The organism is Sphingobium sp. (assembly GCF_036170395.1).
Taxonomy (GTDB): Bacteria; Pseudomonadota; Alphaproteobacteria; order Sphingomonadales; family Sphingomonadaceae; genus Sphingobium.
Genome location: NZ_JAVHPD010000064.1, coordinates 35,516 through 51,538, shown reverse-complemented (window position 1 = coordinate 51,538; position 16,023 = coordinate 35,516). Strand labels below are relative to the sequence as shown.

Annotated in this window: 14 protein-coding genes and 2 tRNA genes; 4 read left to right on the top strand and 12 right to left on the bottom strand. The window is 64.4% G+C overall.

What is annotated here, in order from left to right; translation table 11 throughout:
- The 6 genes from nusG to V2B31_RS16670 all read right to left on the bottom strand — a co-directional run.
- Nucleotides 1-485 (bottom strand): transcription termination/antitermination protein NusG (gene nusG / locus V2B31_RS16695; RefSeq protein ID WP_328280624.1); only part of this gene is annotated, 485 nt, incomplete at its 3' end.
- Between the two features lie 21 nt (nt 486-506).
- Nucleotides 507-713, bottom strand: coding sequence for a preprotein translocase subunit SecE (gene secE / locus V2B31_RS16690; RefSeq protein WP_328280623.1), 207 nt, complete (start codon nt 711-713; stop codon nt 507-509).
- A gap of 170 nt (nt 714-883) precedes the next feature.
- Nucleotides 884-959 (bottom strand) — tRNA-Trp (locus V2B31_RS16685).
- Between the two features lie 64 nt (nt 960-1,023).
- Nucleotides 1,024-1,938: a YihY/virulence factor BrkB family protein gene (locus V2B31_RS16680; protein WP_328280621.1), complete on the bottom strand. Its 915-nt coding sequence runs from the start codon at nt 1,936-1,938 to the stop codon at nt 1,024-1,026.
- 60 nt (nt 1,939-1,998) lie between these two features.
- The gene (gene mfd / locus V2B31_RS16675; protein WP_328280619.1) at nt 1,999-5,460 is read right to left on the bottom strand and encodes a transcription-repair coupling factor; all 3,462 of its coding nucleotides are present in this window, start codon (nt 5,458-5,460) and stop codon (nt 1,999-2,001) included.
- A 112-nt stretch (nt 5,461-5,572) separates the two neighbouring features.
- Nucleotides 5,573-5,836, bottom strand: a complete 264-nt coding sequence (locus tag V2B31_RS16670) for an FAD assembly factor SdhE (protein ID WP_328280617.1) — start codon at nt 5,834-5,836, stop codon at nt 5,573-5,575.
- Nucleotides 5,837-5,923: 87 nt separating this feature from the next.
- Between V2B31_RS16670 and recG the strand changes: the two genes are divergently transcribed.
- Both recG and V2B31_RS16660 read left to right on the top strand, forming a co-directional pair.
- Complete coding sequence (gene recG, locus V2B31_RS16665) at nt 5,924-7,987, top strand: ATP-dependent DNA helicase RecG (RefSeq protein ID WP_328280615.1); 2,064 nt, start codon at nt 5,924-5,926, stop codon at nt 7,985-7,987.
- Between the two features lie 168 nt (nt 7,988-8,155).
- Nucleotides 8,156-9,232 carry a mechanosensitive ion channel family protein gene (locus V2B31_RS16660; RefSeq protein ID WP_328280613.1) on the top strand — a complete coding sequence of 359 codons (1,077 nt, stop codon included), beginning with the start codon at nt 8,156-8,158 and terminating at the stop codon, nt 9,230-9,232.
- On the opposite strand, the gene V2B31_RS16655 is transcribed toward V2B31_RS16660, so the two are convergent.
- Both V2B31_RS16655 and tyrS read right to left on the bottom strand, forming a co-directional pair.
- Nucleotides 9,204-9,563 carry a PilZ domain-containing protein gene (locus V2B31_RS16655; protein ID WP_328280611.1) on the bottom strand — a complete coding sequence of 120 codons (360 nt, stop codon included), beginning with the start codon at nt 9,561-9,563 and terminating at the stop codon, nt 9,204-9,206. The genes V2B31_RS16660 and V2B31_RS16655 overlap by 29 nt on opposite strands.
- Nucleotides 9,564-9,639: 76 nt before the next feature.
- Entirely contained in the window at nt 9,640-10,857 is a 1,218-nt protein-coding gene (tyrS, locus tag V2B31_RS16650) for a tyrosine--tRNA ligase (RefSeq protein WP_328280609.1), read from the bottom strand.
- A gap of 126 nt (nt 10,858-10,983) precedes the next feature.
- Here tyrS and V2B31_RS16645 point away from each other — a divergent pair, with 126 nt between their 5' ends.
- Nucleotides 10,984-12,066: an anhydro-N-acetylmuramic acid kinase gene (locus tag V2B31_RS16645; RefSeq protein ID WP_328280626.1), complete on the top strand. Its 1,083-nt coding sequence runs from the start codon at nt 10,984-10,986 to the stop codon at nt 12,064-12,066.
- A 32-nt stretch (nt 12,067-12,098) separates the two neighbouring features.
- Here V2B31_RS16645 and V2B31_RS16640 read toward each other — a convergent pair whose 3' ends face one another.
- The 4 genes from V2B31_RS16640 to V2B31_RS16625 form a co-directional block, all read right to left on the bottom strand.
- Nucleotides 12,099-13,058, bottom strand: a complete 960-nt coding sequence (locus tag V2B31_RS16640; RefSeq protein WP_328280607.1) for a hypothetical protein — start codon at nt 13,056-13,058, stop codon at nt 12,099-12,101.
- A 121-nt stretch (nt 13,059-13,179) separates the two neighbouring features.
- Nucleotides 13,180-13,968, bottom strand: a complete 789-nt coding sequence (locus V2B31_RS16635; RefSeq protein ID WP_328280605.1) for a hypothetical protein — start codon at nt 13,966-13,968, stop codon at nt 13,180-13,182.
- Between the two features lie 175 nt (nt 13,969-14,143).
- Nucleotides 14,144-15,049 (bottom strand): aldo/keto reductase, encoded by a 906-nt coding sequence (locus tag V2B31_RS16630; protein WP_328280603.1) that lies wholly within the window; start codon nt 15,047-15,049, stop codon nt 14,144-14,146.
- Nucleotides 15,050-15,139: 90 nt separating this feature from the next.
- Nucleotides 15,140-15,216: transfer RNA gene (locus V2B31_RS16625), tRNA-Arg, on the bottom strand.
- A 68-nt stretch (nt 15,217-15,284) separates the two neighbouring features.
- Here V2B31_RS16625 and V2B31_RS16620 point away from each other — a divergent pair.
- Nucleotides 15,285-16,004, top strand: a complete 720-nt coding sequence (locus V2B31_RS16620; RefSeq protein WP_328280600.1) for a queuosine precursor transporter — start codon at nt 15,285-15,287, stop codon at nt 16,002-16,004.
- Nucleotides 16,005-16,023 lie beyond the last annotated feature (19 nt).

The following is a 16,023-nucleotide window of genomic DNA, read 5'->3' as shown; positions in this document are numbered from 1 at the left end:
CCGAAGATCGACACCGACACCTTGACCCGGTTCTTTTCGAAATCCAGTTCCTCGACCAGCCCGTTGAAGCTGGCGAAGGGGCCGTCCAGCACCTTGACGCTGTCGCCGATCTCGTAATCGACGCTGATCTTGTGCTTGGGCGCGGCCTCGGCTTCTTTCTGCGCGCCGAAATAGCGGGCGGCCTCGCTCTCGCTGATTGCCTGCGGCTTACCGTTGGGGCCGAGGAAGCCCGTCACCTTCGCCGTATTCTTGACGAGGTGATAGATGTCGTCGTTCATGGCGAGCTTGGCAAGGACATAGCCCGGCATGAACTTGCGCTCGACCTGGATCTTCTTGCCCCGCTTTACTTCGGTCACGGTTTCGACGGGCACCTCGACCTGCTCGACGAGCTGGGAGAGGCCCATGCGCTCGGCTTCGGACAGGATCGATTCCTTGACCTTGTTCTCGAAGCCCGAATAGGCGTGGATGATGTACCAGCGCGCCATGTTACCCTGTTATACTCCCAATCAAGCCCGGCCCGCCGCAATGCCCAGCAGCCACTGGACGATCGCGCCGAAGAAGGTGTCGATGCCGAAGAAGAAGAGGCCCAGCAGCGACGTCATGATGACCACCATCACGCCGGTCATGATCGTTTCGCGGCCCGTGGGCCATACGATCTTCGACGCTTCGGCCCGCACCTGATTGACGAATTCGCCGGGGGTAACCTTCGCCATCGCCTGCCTCAAAATCTTTCCATATCAACGCCGATTCGCGGAGCAACAGTCCGCCCTCCCGATCCCGCCCATCGGGGCGTCCGGGGGATGCGGCCGCTGGCTCCGCGACACTGTTCGCCGACCATCTGGCTGCGCGGCCCCGAACAATCAAGGTCTTTGCAACTGGATAGTGGCAGGAGTGGAGGGACTCGAACCCCCGGCATTCGGTTTTGGAGACCGACGCTCTACCAGCTGAGCTACACTCCTGCACCGGCCGCTGGCCGGCGAAGGCGTGCCCTTTAGCGTGGGGCGGGGGGCAGGGCAAGCGCCATTATGGCGCGTCGGGGGCTTCGGGCAGCTGCGTGTCCTTGCTGGTCTGCCGCTCCGCCTCCTGGTTGAGCTGCGCGCCGAGCAGCACGACGAAGGCGGAGACGTAGAGCCAGAGTTGCAGCACCACGACCGCGCCCAGCGACCCATAGGTCTCGTTATAGTTGCCGAAACGCGAGACGTAGAAGGAGACGCCGAGCGTCGCCAGCAGCCAGAAGAGCGTCGCGACCACCGACCCCACCGTGAGCCATTGCCAGCGCGCCCTGCGCCGATGGGGACCGAAGCGATAGATGAGCGCGAAGATCAGGCTGGCGAACAGGCCCGCCGCGATCCAGGTCAGCGCCTTGGTGATCGCGATGGCGATCGGTCCCCACCCGCTCGTCAAATCCTCCAGGAAGCCCAGCACCGAGGCGGTGAGCACGCCCACGACGACGACAAGCACCGCAGAGAAGGTGATGCCGAGCGATACGCGGTAGAAGGCGAAGATGCTGCGCGCTTCCTTTTCCTCATAGACGATGTTCAGCGCCTCGATCGTGGCGGAGGCGGCGCGGGTCGCGCCATAGACGGCGAAAGCGAGCGCGAGGAGCAGGCCGAAGCCGACCGCGGGCTTGGTGGTGGTGACGATCGACAGCAGTTGGTCGAAGATCAGCTTGGCGGCCTCGCGCGGCACTACGGTGATGAGCGAGCGGACATGCTCGGCGACCAGCGCGGGATCGCCGATCAGGCCGTAGGTGAGGACGATCGCCAGCAGCAGCGGGGCGATCGAGAGAAAGGCGTAATAGGCGACCCCGGCGGCAAGCAGGCTGAGATGATTGGCGCCGAGCTTGGCGTAGACGCGCTTCACAATCTCCCACCAGCCGCGCGCCGGTATCTGCCAGGGCGCATCGACATGCACCTGCTGCTTCACCCGTTCCGTCATGCGCTTCCCCTTATTTGCTAAAGGCAAGCGCGCGAGGGGGAGGGAGGTTCCGAAACCGGGTCAGCCCGCCGCTTTCGCCAGCCCCTTCGAGAGTTGGAGCGCACCATTGAGGCGAGCCTGCGGGTCGCCCCAGGCGCGGTTGACGACGACCTTGCTGTCGGGGCGGAGGCGGGCGACGCCGTCCAGCTTCTGGATATAGGCGACGAGGTTTTCGGGCTTCGGGAAACGATCCTCGAAAAAGCTGACCAGCGCGCCCTTCGGCCCCACATCGATCTTGGCGACGTTGGCGGCGACGCAATTCTGCTTGATCTCGATGATCTTGAGCAGATTTTGCGTGGGCAAGGGCAGCTTGCCGAAGCGATCGATGAGTTCGGCGGCGAAGGATTCGAGGCCCTGCCTGTCCTCCAGCTCGTTGATGCGGCGATAGAGGCCCATGCGCAGGTCGAGGTCCGGCACATAATCGTCGGGGATGAGGATCGGCGCGTCCACCGTGATCTGCGGCGAGAAGTCCTCGCTGCGACGCTCGGCGGCGATGCCGCCCGCCTTGGCGTCGAGAATCGCGTCCTCCAGCATCGACTGGTAGAGTTCGAAGCCCACCTCCTTGATATGGCCCGACTGTTCGTCGCCGACGAGATTGCCCGCGCCGCGAATATCGAGGTCATGGCTGGCGAGTTGGAAGCCCGCGCCCAGCGTGTCGAGATCGGACAGCACTTTTAGGCGCTTTTCGGCGGTTTCGGTGATGATGCGGTTGGCGGGCGTGGTCATATAGGCATAGGCGCGCGTCTTCGACCGGCCGACGCGACCGCGCAACTGATAGAGCTGGGCAAGGCCGAAGCGGTCGGCGCGGTGGATGATGAGCGTGTTGGCGCTGGGGATATCGAGGCCGGATTCCACGATGGTGGTGGAGAGGAGCACATCGTAGCGCTTGTCGTAGAAGGCGGACATGCGCTCCTCGACTTCGGTGGCGCTCATCTGGCCGTGGGCGACGATGGGTTTGACCTCCGGCACTTCTGTGCGGAGGAATTCCTCGATCTCGGTCAGGTCGGCGATGCGGGGGACGACGAAGAAGCTCTGTCCGCCGCGATAATGTTCGCGCAATAAGGCTTCCCGGATCACGACGCCGTCCCAGGGCATGACATAGGTGCGTACCGCCAGGCGATCGACCGGCGGAGTCTGGATGACGGAGAGTTCGCGCAGGCCCGACATCGCCATCTGGAGCGTGCGGGGGATGGGCGTGGCGGTGAGGGTCAGGACATGGACGTCGGTCTTGAGGGACTTGAGCCTCTCCTTGTGGGTGACGCCGAACCGCTGCTCCTCGTCCACGATGACGAGGCCCAGGCGCTTGAATTCGATGCCCTTGGCAAGGAGGGCGTGGGTGCCGACGACGATGTCGATGCTGCCGTCGGCCAGGCCCGCCTTGGTCGCCTTCGCCTCCTTGTCGGGCACGAGACGGGAGAGGCGGCCGATTTCGATCGGGAAGCCGCGGAAGCGGTCCACGAAATTCATGTGATGCTGGCGCGCGAGCAGGGTGGTGGGGCAGATCACCACCACCTGCATTCCGGCCATCGCCGCGACGAAGGCGGCGCGCAGCGCGACTTCGGTCTTGCCGAAGCCGACATCGCCGCAGACGAGGCGGTCCATCGGCTTGCCCGCGCCAAGGTCTTCGATCACGTCGCTGATCGCGCGGTCCTGATCGTCGGTTTCCTGATAGGGGAAGCGATCGACGAAGGCGGGGTAGCCGGCATGGTCGGGTTCGGCCACAGTGGCGGGGCGCAGCGCGCGGGCGGCGGCGGTTTTCAGCAGTTCGCCCGCGATTTCGCGGATACGCTCCTTCATCCTGGCCTTGCGCCGCTGCCAGGCTTCGCCGCCCAGTCTGTCCAGGCTTACGCCGTCGGTTTCGGAGCCGTAGCGGGAGAGGACTTCGAGATTTTCGACGGGGACATAGAGCTTGTCGCCGCCGGAATATTCCAGCGCGACGCAATCATGCGGGGCCTTCGCCACTGGGATTTGCGTCAGGCCATCGTAGCGGCCAATGCCGTGATCGCGATGGACGACGAGGTCGCCGGGGGTGAGGGTGGCGAGTTCCTGAAGGAAGGCGTCCGCGCTCTTCTTGCGCTTGGCGCGGCGGACGAGGCGGTCGCCGAGCATATCCTGTTCGGTGAGGACGGCGACATCGGGCGCGGTGAAGCCATGGTCGAGGCCGAGGACGATGAGCGTGACCCGACCGTCCGCGGCGAGGCCCAGCGCCTCCTGCCAGTCATCGGCGGCGGCGAGGCGGGCGACGCCATGATCCGCGAGCAGGCCCGAGAGGCGTTCGCGCGCGCCGCCCGAATAGCTGGCTATGACCACCTTCTTCTTCTGGCGGCGCAGGGTGTCGATATGCTTGGCCACGGCTTCGTAGATGTTGGCGTTCTGCGCGCGTTCGGGGGTGAAGTCGCGGGGGCCGTCCACCGCGAAGTCGAGCACGGTCGCGCTTTCCGGTTCGTGGAAGGGGGTGGTCGCGTGCATCGGCAGGGTCGCGACTGCGGCGTCCCATTCGGCGGCGTTCAGATAGAGCGCTTCCGGCTTCAGGGGGCGGTAGGAGCCGGGATCGGCGGACTTCGCCTGGACGCGGTTGGCATGATAGTCGCGGATCGCCTCGAACCGGCTGTCCGCCGCGCCGGCGACCCCATGGTCGCGGACGATGACGGCGTCGCCCAGATGATCGGTGAGGGGGACGAGCTTTTCCTCGAACAGGGGCAGCCAATGTTCCATGCCGGCGAGGCGGCGGCCGTCGCTGACCGCCTGATAGAGCGGATCGCCGGTCGCGGTGGCGCCGAAGGTTTCGCGATAGCGCAGGCGGAAGCGCTTGATCGTGTCCTCGTCCAGCAGCGCTTCGGAGGCGGGGAGGAGGGTGAAGCCATCGACGCTTCCCGTGGTGCGCTGGTCGGCGGGGTCGAAGCGGCGGACGGTCTCGATCTCGTCGCCGAAGAAATCGAGGCGAAGCGGCTGTTCCTCGCCGCCGGGGAAAAGATCGACGATGCCGCCGCGGATGGCGAACTCGCCCCGGTCGTGCACCGTGTCGGTGCGGACATAGCCGTTCGCCTGGAGCATGTCGGCGAGACGCTGGATCGCGATCCGCTCCTTGGGCGCGAGTCTTGCGACCAGCTGGCGGACGCGGAAGGGTGTGAGGGTGCGCTGGGTCATCGCCGCCAGCGTGGTGACGACGAGCTGTGGGCCTTTGGGCTTGGCCTGAAGCGCATAGAGGCCGGCGAGGCGGGCGGAGGCGGCGCGCAGCGAGGGGCTGGCGCGGTCATAGGGCAGGCAGTCCCATGCCGGGATCTCGATGATCTCCAGCTCCGGCGCGAAGGTCGGCGCGGTGTCCGCGATGGCACGCATCTGCTGCTCGTCGGCGGCGATGAAGACCGCGCGTGCGGGCGCGGCGCGGGCGAGGTCGGCGAGCAGCCAGGGCTGGAAGCCGGCGGGGACGCTGGAGAGGGTCAGAGGGGCGGAGGCGCGGAGGATTTTGGAGAGGTCGGTCATCTTTTTCTCTCCCCTCCCGCTTACGGGAGGGGCCGGGGATGGGCTGATTAGTGGCAGAGGTAGCGCAGGCCCACCCCCTAGCCCCCTCCCGCTTGCGGGAGGGGGCACGATGTTAGACGATCTTCACGAAATCGAGTTGCAGAAAGCGGTCCATCATGGGGCCTTGCCATATTTCGGGAACGGGGATGGTGCCTAGTGCCCAGCCCATGATGTCGGCGTCCTGCTCTTCCATGAAGCGCTCGAACCAGGCGATCTCTTCTTCGTTCCATGTCGCGTGGTACCGGTCGAAGAAGCCGCCGACGGTATAGTCCGCCTCCCGCGTGCCGCGATGCCAGGCGCGGAACTTGATGCGGCGGAGGCGGGGATCGTCGTTCACAATTTGTTCCTTGACCGGGCATGGCGCAGCCCGCCGATCGGGCGTTTGTCACGCCGTCCCGGCTGGGGTAGAGCCCGCCAGATAGACATGCGACCCGATATTCTCAATCCGCTCTTTGCCGAAATATCCCTGTTCAAGGGGGTAGGCCCCGCACTGGCGCGGCCGCTGGAGCGGCTGGGGCTGGCGCGGGCGGTGGATGTTGCGTTCCATCTGCCGGTGAGCTGGGTGGATCGGCACCTGACGGACGCGCTCGACATGGCGGATGCGGGGCGGGTGATCGGGACGATCCTGACGCCGATCGACTATCGGGCGAGCGGCAGCGCGCGTGCGCCGTTCCGGGTGCACGCGGTGGACGCGCAGGGCAATGGCGTGTCCCTCGTCTATTTCGGGAAGAACAGCGCCTGGCCGCGCAAGCTGCTGCCGCTCGGCGAACCCAAATTCGTGTCGGGCAAGCTGGAAGCCTATGGCGAGAATCTCCAGATCGTGCATCCGGACTATGTGCTGCCGCCCGAGGAGGCGGGCACGATCCCGCCGCGCGAGCCGGTCTATGGCCTGTCGGAAGGGCTGACCAACAACCGGATGCGCGATCTTGCCGCGCAGGCGCTGGCGCGCGCGCCCGAACTGGCCGAATGGATCGAGCCGAGCCTGCGGGCAGGGAAGGACTGGCCGGCGTGGCGCGAGGCGCTGGCGCGGGTTCATGCCGATCCCTCCGACGCCATCGCGCGCGAACGGCTGGCCTATGACGAGATTTTCGCAGGGCAATTGGCGCTGATGCTGGTGCGGCAATCGTCGCGGCGGCGGCGCGGCGTGCCGATCGAGGGCGACGGGCGGCTGCGGGCGATGCTGAAGCTGCCCTTTGCCCCCACAGGCGCGCAGCGGCGGGCGATGGGGGAGATCGAGGGCGACATGGCGCAGGCGACGCCGATGCTTCGGCTGCTTCAGGGCGATGTCGGATCGGGCAAGACTTTGGTGGCGCTGATGGCGCTGCTGAATGCGGTCGAACCGGGAATGCAGGGGGCGATGCTGGCCCCGACCGAGATATTGGCGCGGCAGCATTATGAGACGCTGCGGAAGATGGCGATCGGCTTGCCGGTCGAGATCGCCATTCTAACCGGCCGCGAGAAGGGCCGAGTCCGCGAGGCGACGCTGATGGGGCTGGCCGACGGGAGCATCGACATCCTCGTCGGCACCCACGCCATCTTTCAGGAAGCGGTGCAGTATAAGCGGCTGGGCCTCGCGGTGATCGACGAGCAGCATCGCTTCGGCGTCGCGCAGCGGATGATGCTGGCGAACAAGGCGGAACGTGCGCCGCACCTGCTGGTGATGACGGCGACACCGATCCCCCGCACGCTGACGCTGACCTATTATGGCGAGATGGATGTGTCGCGGCTGGACGAGATGCCTCCGGGGCGGCAGCCGATCCAGACTTTGGTCATGTCGGCGAACCGGCTGGACGAGGTGGTGGATGCGCTCGCTCGCCATGTCGAAGGTGGGGGGCAGGCCTATTGGGTGTGTCCGCTGGTGGAGGAGAGCGAGACGAGCGATCAGGCGGCGGCGGAGGCGCGGGCGGAGTCCTTGAAGCTGCGATTTGGGGAGCGGGTCGGCCTTGTTCATGGGCGGATGAAGGGGCCGGAGAAGGATGCAGCGATGGAAGCCTTTGCTGCCAACCGGACGCAGATATTGGTCGCGACCACGGTGATCGAGGTGGGGGTGGATGTGCCCAATAGCAGCCTCATCATCATCGAGGGGGCGGATCGTTTTGGCCTGGCGCAGTTGCACCAGCTGCGCGGGCGCGTGGGGCGGGGCGACAAGCCTTCGGTGTGCATCCTCTTGCGCGGCAATGCTTTGGGGGAGACGTCGCGGGCGCGGCTGGCGCTGATGCGGGAGAGCAATGACGGCTTCCGCATCGCCGAGGAGGATTTGAAGCTGCGTGGCGCGGGCGAGGTGCTGGGGACGCGCCAGTCGGGCGAGGCGGTGCTGAAGCTGGCGAGCCCCGAGCATGTCGCGGCGCTGGTCGATGCGGCGCGCGACGATGCGCGTCTGCTGATCGAACGAGACGGCGGGCTGGACAGTGTGCGGGGGCAGGCGGCGCGGACGTGCCTCTATCTGTTCCAGAAGGATGCGGCGGTGGGGTTGTTGCGCGGGGGGTGAGGGTTGCCACTTCCGTCATGCCAGCGCAGGCTGGCATCTCAGCCATTGGCGCGCTGCCGCCTGAGACCCCAGCTTTTGCTGGGGTGACGGCAGGGAGCGGGGGAATGGTTCGCGTCAATCTTCTCGCAGTTGCGAAACAAAGCGCCGCATCGCCGCGTTCGCTCCGACATGACCGACCTCAGCCTGTCCCACATATCGCCAATGGCAGTGCTGTCGATTGCGGTTTCAGTCGCCGTCGCCTTCCTCATCCACTGGGCGCTGTACTGGATCGCGATGCGGCTGGTGCGGCGGTCGCGGGTCGAGCCGACTTTGTTGCCCGCGATCTACCATCCGACGCGCTGGCTGGTCGTGTTGCTGGCGCTGAGCGCGGGGGTGAAGTCGATCGAACTGGGGCCGCGCATGGCCGACATATGGGCGATCGGGTCGCGCATGGTGTTCGCTTTGCTGGTCGGTTGGCTGATTCTGCGCGGCATGGACGCGGCCAAGACGATGTTCGAGCGCGGCGCGGACATCAGCGTCGAGGATAATCTGAAGGCGCGGCGGCAGCGCACCAAGATCGGCATCCTCTACCGGATCGCCCAGTGCGTAGTCGGGTTCCTTGTCATCGCGATGATGCTGATCGCCATTCCGGGGGTCCGTACGGTGGGCGTTTCGCTGATGGCGTCGGCCGGCCTTGCCGCGCTGGCGGTGGGCGCGGCGGCGCAGCCTGCGCTCAAGAATCTGATCGCGGGCGTGCAGATGGCTTTTTCCGAACCCATAAGGCTGGACGATGTCGTGATTGTGGAGGGCGAGTGGGGGCGGATTGAGGAGATCAAGCTCACTTATGTCGTCGTGCGCATCTGGGACGACCGGCGGATGGTGGTGCCGGTGTCCTACTTCCTCGAAAAGCCGTTTCAGAACTGGACCACCAAGACGTCCGACCTGCTCGGCACCGTCTTCTTCCATGTCGATCCGGCGGCCGATGTGGGTCGCATCCGGGAGGTGTTCGTGGACGCAGTCAAGGCGAACAGTCGCTGGGATGGGCGTGTCGCCATCCTTCAGGTGACCGAACACCGGCCCGAGGCGCTGGAACTGCGTGGGTTGCTCTCCGCGCGCAACGCGGGAATCGCCTTCGACCTGCGCTGCGAAGTGCGCGAAGCCGTAATGGACTTTCTGCGGCGGGAGATGCCCGACGCGCTGGTGCGGGTGCGTAACCGGGTGGAGACGGCCGCCGCGATTACCAAGCCGTCCGGCGCGGCGGGATGAGCGCGAGCATGGCGTCATAGATGCGCGGCGGGATCGGCTCGAAAAACTCCATGCCGGCGCGACTATCCTCGACCCAGCGGATTTCGGCCGGATAGTCTTTCAGGATCGGCAGCCAGACATGCACCCGCTCGCCCGCGACCAACTCGGCGTCGCTGCGGCACATCAGGCCCAGTGCGGATATGTTGATGATTCGCACCCCCTGGCTTCGCCCGCGCATGGTCGCATGGCTGACCATGTCGACAAGGTCGCGGTTCGCGCGGCGCTGATCGATCGACGGATCGCGCGAGCGCAGCACATGACCCAGATTGGCGAAGACCGAGGACGTGGACATGGGTGCAGCCTAAGCTGCTGAAAATGGACGGTTTGATAGGAAAGAGCGTTAACCGGAGACTAACGCTCTTTGCCCGTCAGGCGACGATGAGGCCATGCTTCTTCGCGCCGAAGCTGATCTTGTCGCCGGGCTTGAGCGTAACGGCGGGATCGGTGACGACATCGCCGTTCACGCGGATCGCGCCTTCGGTCAGCTTGCGGCGCACTTCCTTGTTGGAGGTGGCGAAGCCGAGCGCGGTGGTGGCCTGGACGACGGTCAGCGCTTCTGCGCCCAGGCTGACAGTCGGCAGGTTCGTGTCCGACGCCCCTTCCTCGAACGTCTTGCGCGCGGTTTCGGCGGCGGCGGTGGCTGCCTCCTCCCCATGCGCCATGGCGGTCGCGGCATGGGCGAGTATCTTCTTCGCCTCGTTGATCTCGGCGCCTTCCAGCGCTTCCAGCCGCGCGATCTCGGCGAGCGGCAGGTCGGTGAACAGGCGCATGAAGCGCCCCACGTCCGCATCCTGCGTGTTCCGCCAGAATTGCCAGTAATCATAGGGCGAGAGCGCGTCAGCGTTCAGCCAGACCGCGCCCTTGGCGGTCTTGCCCATCTTGCCGCCGTCGGCGGTGGTGATGAGCGGCGACGTTAGGCCATAGACCTGCGTGCCGTCCACCCGGCGCGACAGTTCGATGCCGTTGACGATATTGCCCCATTGGTCCGACCCGCCCATCTGGAGCCGGCAGCCCGCGCGGCGCGACAGCTCCAGAAAGTCGTAGGCCTGGAGGATCATGTAGTTGAACTCCAGGAAGCTCAGCGACTGCTCGCGGTCGAGCCGAAGCTTGACCGAGTCGAAGCTCAGCATCCGGTTGACCGAGAAATGCTGGCCGATGTCGCGCAGGAAGGGGATATATTCCAGGGCGTCGAGCCAATCGGCATTGTCGACCATGACTGCATCGGTCGGACCATCGCCGAAGGTCAGGAATTTTTCGAACACCCGCTTGATGCTGGCGACGTTCGACGTGATGAGATCGTCGGTCAGCAGCTTGCGCGCTTCGTCCTTGAAGCTGGGGTCGCCGATCTTGCCGGTGCCGCCGCCCATCAGCACGATCGGCTTATGCCCCGCCTGCTGCATCCGCCGCAGCATCATGATCTGCACCAGGCTGCCGACATGGAGCGAAGGGGCGGTGGGATCGAAGCCGATATAGCCCGGCACCACCTGGCGCGCGGCAAGGGCGTCGAGCCCCTCGGCATCGGTCAGCTGGTGGATATAGCCGCGCTCGTCGAGCAGGCGCAGGAGGTCGGACTGGTAGTTGCTCATGGCGCGCGCCTGTAGCATTGGGACGGAAGCGATAAAAGAGTCCGTTCGCCCGGAGCCTGTCGAAGGGTCATGCGCGGGGCTTCGACAGGCTCAGCCCGAACGGAAGGTGAAGCAATGACGCAATCGATGCTCGCAATCGGCCTGATGTCGGGCACGTCACGCGATGGGATCGACGCGGCGTTGATCGAGACCGATGGCGAGGGCGCGGTCAAGCCGGTCGAATTTCACGCGATGCCCTATGACGAGGGCTTTCGATTGCGGCTGGCGGAGGCGTGCGCGCGGGCAATGGCTATGGACGCGCCGGGGTTCGAGCCGCTGATCGCCTCGGTCGAGGCGGAGTTGACCGAATTGCATGTGCGCTCGGTGGCCGACCTGCTCGGGCGCAGCGGGCATATAGCGGAGAATGTGGGCGTGATCGGGTTTCACGGCCATACGGTCGCGCATCGGCCCGAGTGGGGCTGGACCTGGCAGATCGGCGATGGCGCGGCGCTCGCCGGGGCGTTCGGCATTGCGGTTGTGGCTGACCTGCGCAGCGCGGACGTTGCGGCGGGCGGACAAGGCGCGCCGCTGCTGCCGGTCTATCATCGCGCCTTGGCTGACGGGCTGGAGAAGCCGGCGGCGGTGCTGAACCTGGGCGGGGTGGCGAACATCACATTCATCGGCGCGGACGGGACGCTGATCGCGTTCGACACAGGGATGGCGAGCGGGCTTATCGACAATTGGATGCAGGCGCGGGGCGATGTGGCCTTCGATGCTGAGGGCGCCTGCGCGGCGCGGGGCGTCGTGGACGAGGAGCGGCTGGCGGCGATGATGGCGGACCCGTGGTTCCATGCGCCGCCGCCCAAGAGCATCGACCGCGAGCGGTTCGGCACGGCGGTGGTGCATGGATTGTCGCTGGAGGATGGCGCGGCGACGCTCACCGCCTTCACCGCCGCCAGCGTGGCGCGCGCGATCGACCATCTTCCCGAGCGCCCGGCGAGCATCCACGTCGCGGGCGGCGGGCGGCATAATGCAACGCTGATGGCGATGCTGGCCGGGCGGACCGGGGCGCGGGTGCTACCTGTCGATGCGCTTGGCTGGGATGGCGACGCGCTGGAGGCGCAAGGTTTCGCCTATATGGCGGTGCGGAGCATGAAAGGGCTGCCGATCAGCTTCCCCGGTACGACCGGCGCGCCCGCGCCGATGACGGGCGGGGTGGTGTTTGCTTAGCTGGCTGCCAGTGCAGCCATGCTTTGCGGCATTCAGTCGATGAGAGCGGATTGTGCCAACCTGCGGCTTTCGATTTCCTTGTGGAGATTGCGGTAGGTTTTGTGCTGCGGATTGATTTCGACTGCCGCGAGAATGCTTTTGTGTGCGGCGCCGATATCTTTGCGATACATGGCGTAGCGGGCCGATATCGCCATCAACTCTGCCAGCAGCGCAGGATCGAGGGAATTGGCATTTTCGAGCAGAACGGCATGGAGATCCGAGGCTCTTTTGCGGAAGAGCAACGTCTTCAGCAGATGAAAGCGGCGATTCCGGTGGGTACGGCGTAGCGTAGAGATTTGGGCATGGATGGCGTTCAAGTCTCCGCCCGTCACGCCGTCGATCAGCGTGTCGATGGTCTTGGTCCCGGCAAAAAGAGACACGGCTTCGTGGCCGGCGCAAAACAGTTTGTGCAGGGCGACATCTGCCTTTTCAGCAACCAGATTTCTCACATGCCGATGATCGGAGGGCAGGAAGGGATCGAAAAATATATGGGCCCGAGCCGCGATTTCAGGCCCCTTGACCTGCATGGCGGGGCCGTGCAGCCCACTGTCATAATAGCGCGAATAGCGCTTGTCCCAGGGGTGAACCTGCGACGGATCGATCGAGTGCTGCGGCGAAAAGGCGACCGCATGGGTCGCTCCCAAACGCTTGCCATGCTTGAGCGCGCCATAGCCGCCCATCGACGCGCCATAGGCGATGACGTTGGAATATTCCCTGGCCAGTCGGCGCGCAACCGGGGCCGCCGCCTTCATCGATTCCATCGGGAACCAGTTGCGGGCGCGGCTCATCACGCCGATTGCGGGCAGGCCGAGCTTTTCCATCACTGGCTTGCCCCAGAATGTGTCGCCGCTCGCGATCATCTGCATGTTATTGAATGTTATCACCATGGCGCGCTGGCCGGGACCAGGCTGGTGATAGATTTCGACGTGCCGGTCTTCGTAAATCAAGTGCAACGGGGCGCTCCCGGCCAGTCTGGAAGGACTATGCAACAGGGCGCAGACAGGATTGACGAGCGCCGCATATCATCCGGAGAGATGGAAGGCTGACGATCGACAGCCTTCCATCGAGCATTCATCAGGGGGAGATCGTAACCGATTCCGGTTCGGCGCGCTTGGCGGCGATCTTTTCCTGAGCCGAGGGCGCGATCGAAGCGCCCAGTTCCTGAAGCAGGCCCTTTAGGGGTTCGTGGAACTGGAACTGCATGCCGTAACGCTGGTTCGGCAATTCTTCCTTGATCGGCGGCACTGCATGGAAGGCGTGCACCGTCTTGAAGAAGCACATGAAGTTGTTCGGCTTATACTCGTTCATCTTGACGGTTTCAAAGCCGTCGAAGCTGTGATGCCGATGCCCGGTCGAGATGGTGTAGGGCGTCGTATGCCGCAGCAGCGCCGTGCCATATTGCTCATAACCGGTCGTTTCCGGGAAGGAGAAGAGGCAGGTGAAGATGCGGGTCGGGATGTCGGTGTGCGGCCCCAGATCATAGCCCATTTTGTGCCGCTGCACGAACAGCGCCTTGCGGCAGATCGTCCAGAAATCATCGCGTTCCGCATTCTCGCCGAACCGCAGATAGAAATATTCCGGGAATTTGGCGAAGATCGTGCGGGGGAACCAGGTATCCGACAGGAAGGTGCTCTGGATCATGTCCCAGAATTCGGTCACCTCCGGCGAGGCTTCAAATTCCGGCGCCCGCTTATGGAAGTTGATCTGGCTGCGAAGCTGATAGGGCGTGGCGTTCAATGCGCGCGAGGTCGTACCCGTCTTGCCGGACCCGGAATTCCAGGGCGTTCCGTCGTTGGTCGTGAAAAGATTAAATTCCAACACCTTGTCATAGACTTCCTGCGGCAGGAAGTCATTGATTATCATATGAGGAAAAGGCAGAATTTCCAGCCGGGCCGACCGGATTTTCTGCTCGATATGCGCCCTCAAATCCGCCTGATTCATTGCTATTCCCCTGACATGTCCGTCTCGAAAAGAACCTTACCGACTCTCTACCGTCATGCTTGGCTTTTTACATTATTTTTGCGCCCAAGCGACACTTTTAATCGGGAAACTCCAGCCTGTCAGCCAATGAAGCCGCCTCAGCATTCTGCGTTACTTGTTCCGCCGAGGTTGCGCCGGCCAGAACGCTAGCGACTTCTTGCTTCCTCAATATCCATGCCAAGGCGGCCTGGCCCATAGTCACCCCGTGCACGGAAGCGAAATCGGCCAATTCCGCAATCCGCGGCCAATCGGCACCCTGCAGCCTCTTCTGTACCGCTGGAGCATCGGGTTTTCGGCCCAGTCTCGTGCCGCTGGCCGGCGTTTCACCCTGGCGATATTTGCCGGTCAGCAATCCCGCCTCCAAAGGGTAATAGGCCAGCAGATAAGCCTGACTGCCCTTCAGGGTCGAAAGGAAATCCTCTTCCACGTCCCGGTGCAGGTAGCTGTAATGCTCTTGTGACGTTACAGGTAGCGGCGCTCCGGTTCGCTTCGCTTCAGCCACGACCTTCTTCAATAGCGGGGCTTTGACGTTGGAAAGGCCATATTCGACGATCTTGCCCTGCTGTTGAAGGGCTTGCAGCGCGCCCAGCGTATCCTCGATGGGGACGGAGCGGTCGAAATGATGATATTGGTATAGATCGATGCGGTCGGTCCCGAGGCGCTTCAAGCTGCGCTCGCACGCCTGAATGATATAGTCGGGTGAACTGGCGGGCAACTCGCTGTCCTTCAGCCCCCATTTGGTGGCGATGACCGCCTGATCGCGTTTGTTGCCCAGCGCCTTGCCGAGCATGTCTTCCATACCGCCGTTGCGATAGCTTTCCGCCGTGTCGAACAGGGTTATGCCGACGTCCAAGGCCGCATCGACGACCAAATTCATATCCGCCTGCCGCGATACGGTATTGAATGTGCCGATGCCGACGCGGGATACGCGAACGCGATCGCCTCTCAAGCCTATATATTGCATTGCACAATCCTAGCATGGTCTTGGCTTTGGGCAAAGACAAATACTGGATTGGCAGCCAAGCCGGGTGAATGGTCAAGCGACGGAAGCAGCTGGCGACCCCGGCAGGATTCGAACCTGCGACCATCCGCTTAGAAGGCGGATGCTCTATCCAACTGAGCTACGGGGCCGTGCGCTGACGCGAATAGCGGGCGGGCGGGCGGGTTGCAATCGCCTGCCGACGCGATAAGCAGGACGCATGGACGACGGGGCGGTTCAGAAGGTGGACGCTGGCGCGCTGGGCGCGCGGCCGCTGCGCTACTTCGATTTCTTCATGGCGGCGTTCGTCGCGATCCTGCTGCTGTCCAATCTGATCGGCGCGGCCAAGCTCTCGACAGTGGCGGGCTTCACCTTCGGGGCGGGCATCCTCTTCTTTCCGCTCGGCTATGTGCTGGGCGACGTTCTGACCGAAGTCTATGGCTATGCGCGCGCGCGACGGTGCGTGTGGGCAGGGTTCGGCGCGATGCTGTTCATGGCGCTGATGAGCTGGGTGGTGGTGGCGCTGCCGCCGGCGGAAGGGTGGCCCGACCAAAAAGCCTATGAGGCGGTGTTCGGCAGCACCTGGCGGATCGTGTTCGCATCGCTCGTCGCCTTCTGGGCGGGCGAGTTGGCGAACAGTTTCGTGCTGGCGCGGATGAAGCTGCGGACGCAGGGCCGGCATCTGTGGATGCGAACGATCGGATCGACGATCGTCGGGCAGGGGGTGGACAGCCTGATCTTCTATCCGCTCGCCTTCTGGGGCATCTGGACCAGCGATCAGGTGCTGACCGTGATGGTCACCAACTGGGCGATGAAGGTGGGGTGGGAGGCGCTGCTGACGCCGGTCACCTATGCCGTCGTCGGCTTCGTCAAGCGGCGCGAGGGGCTCGACATCTATGACGAGGGGACGGATTTCACGCCGTTCCGGACCCGCCTCTGAATTTTCGATCGGGGTAAAG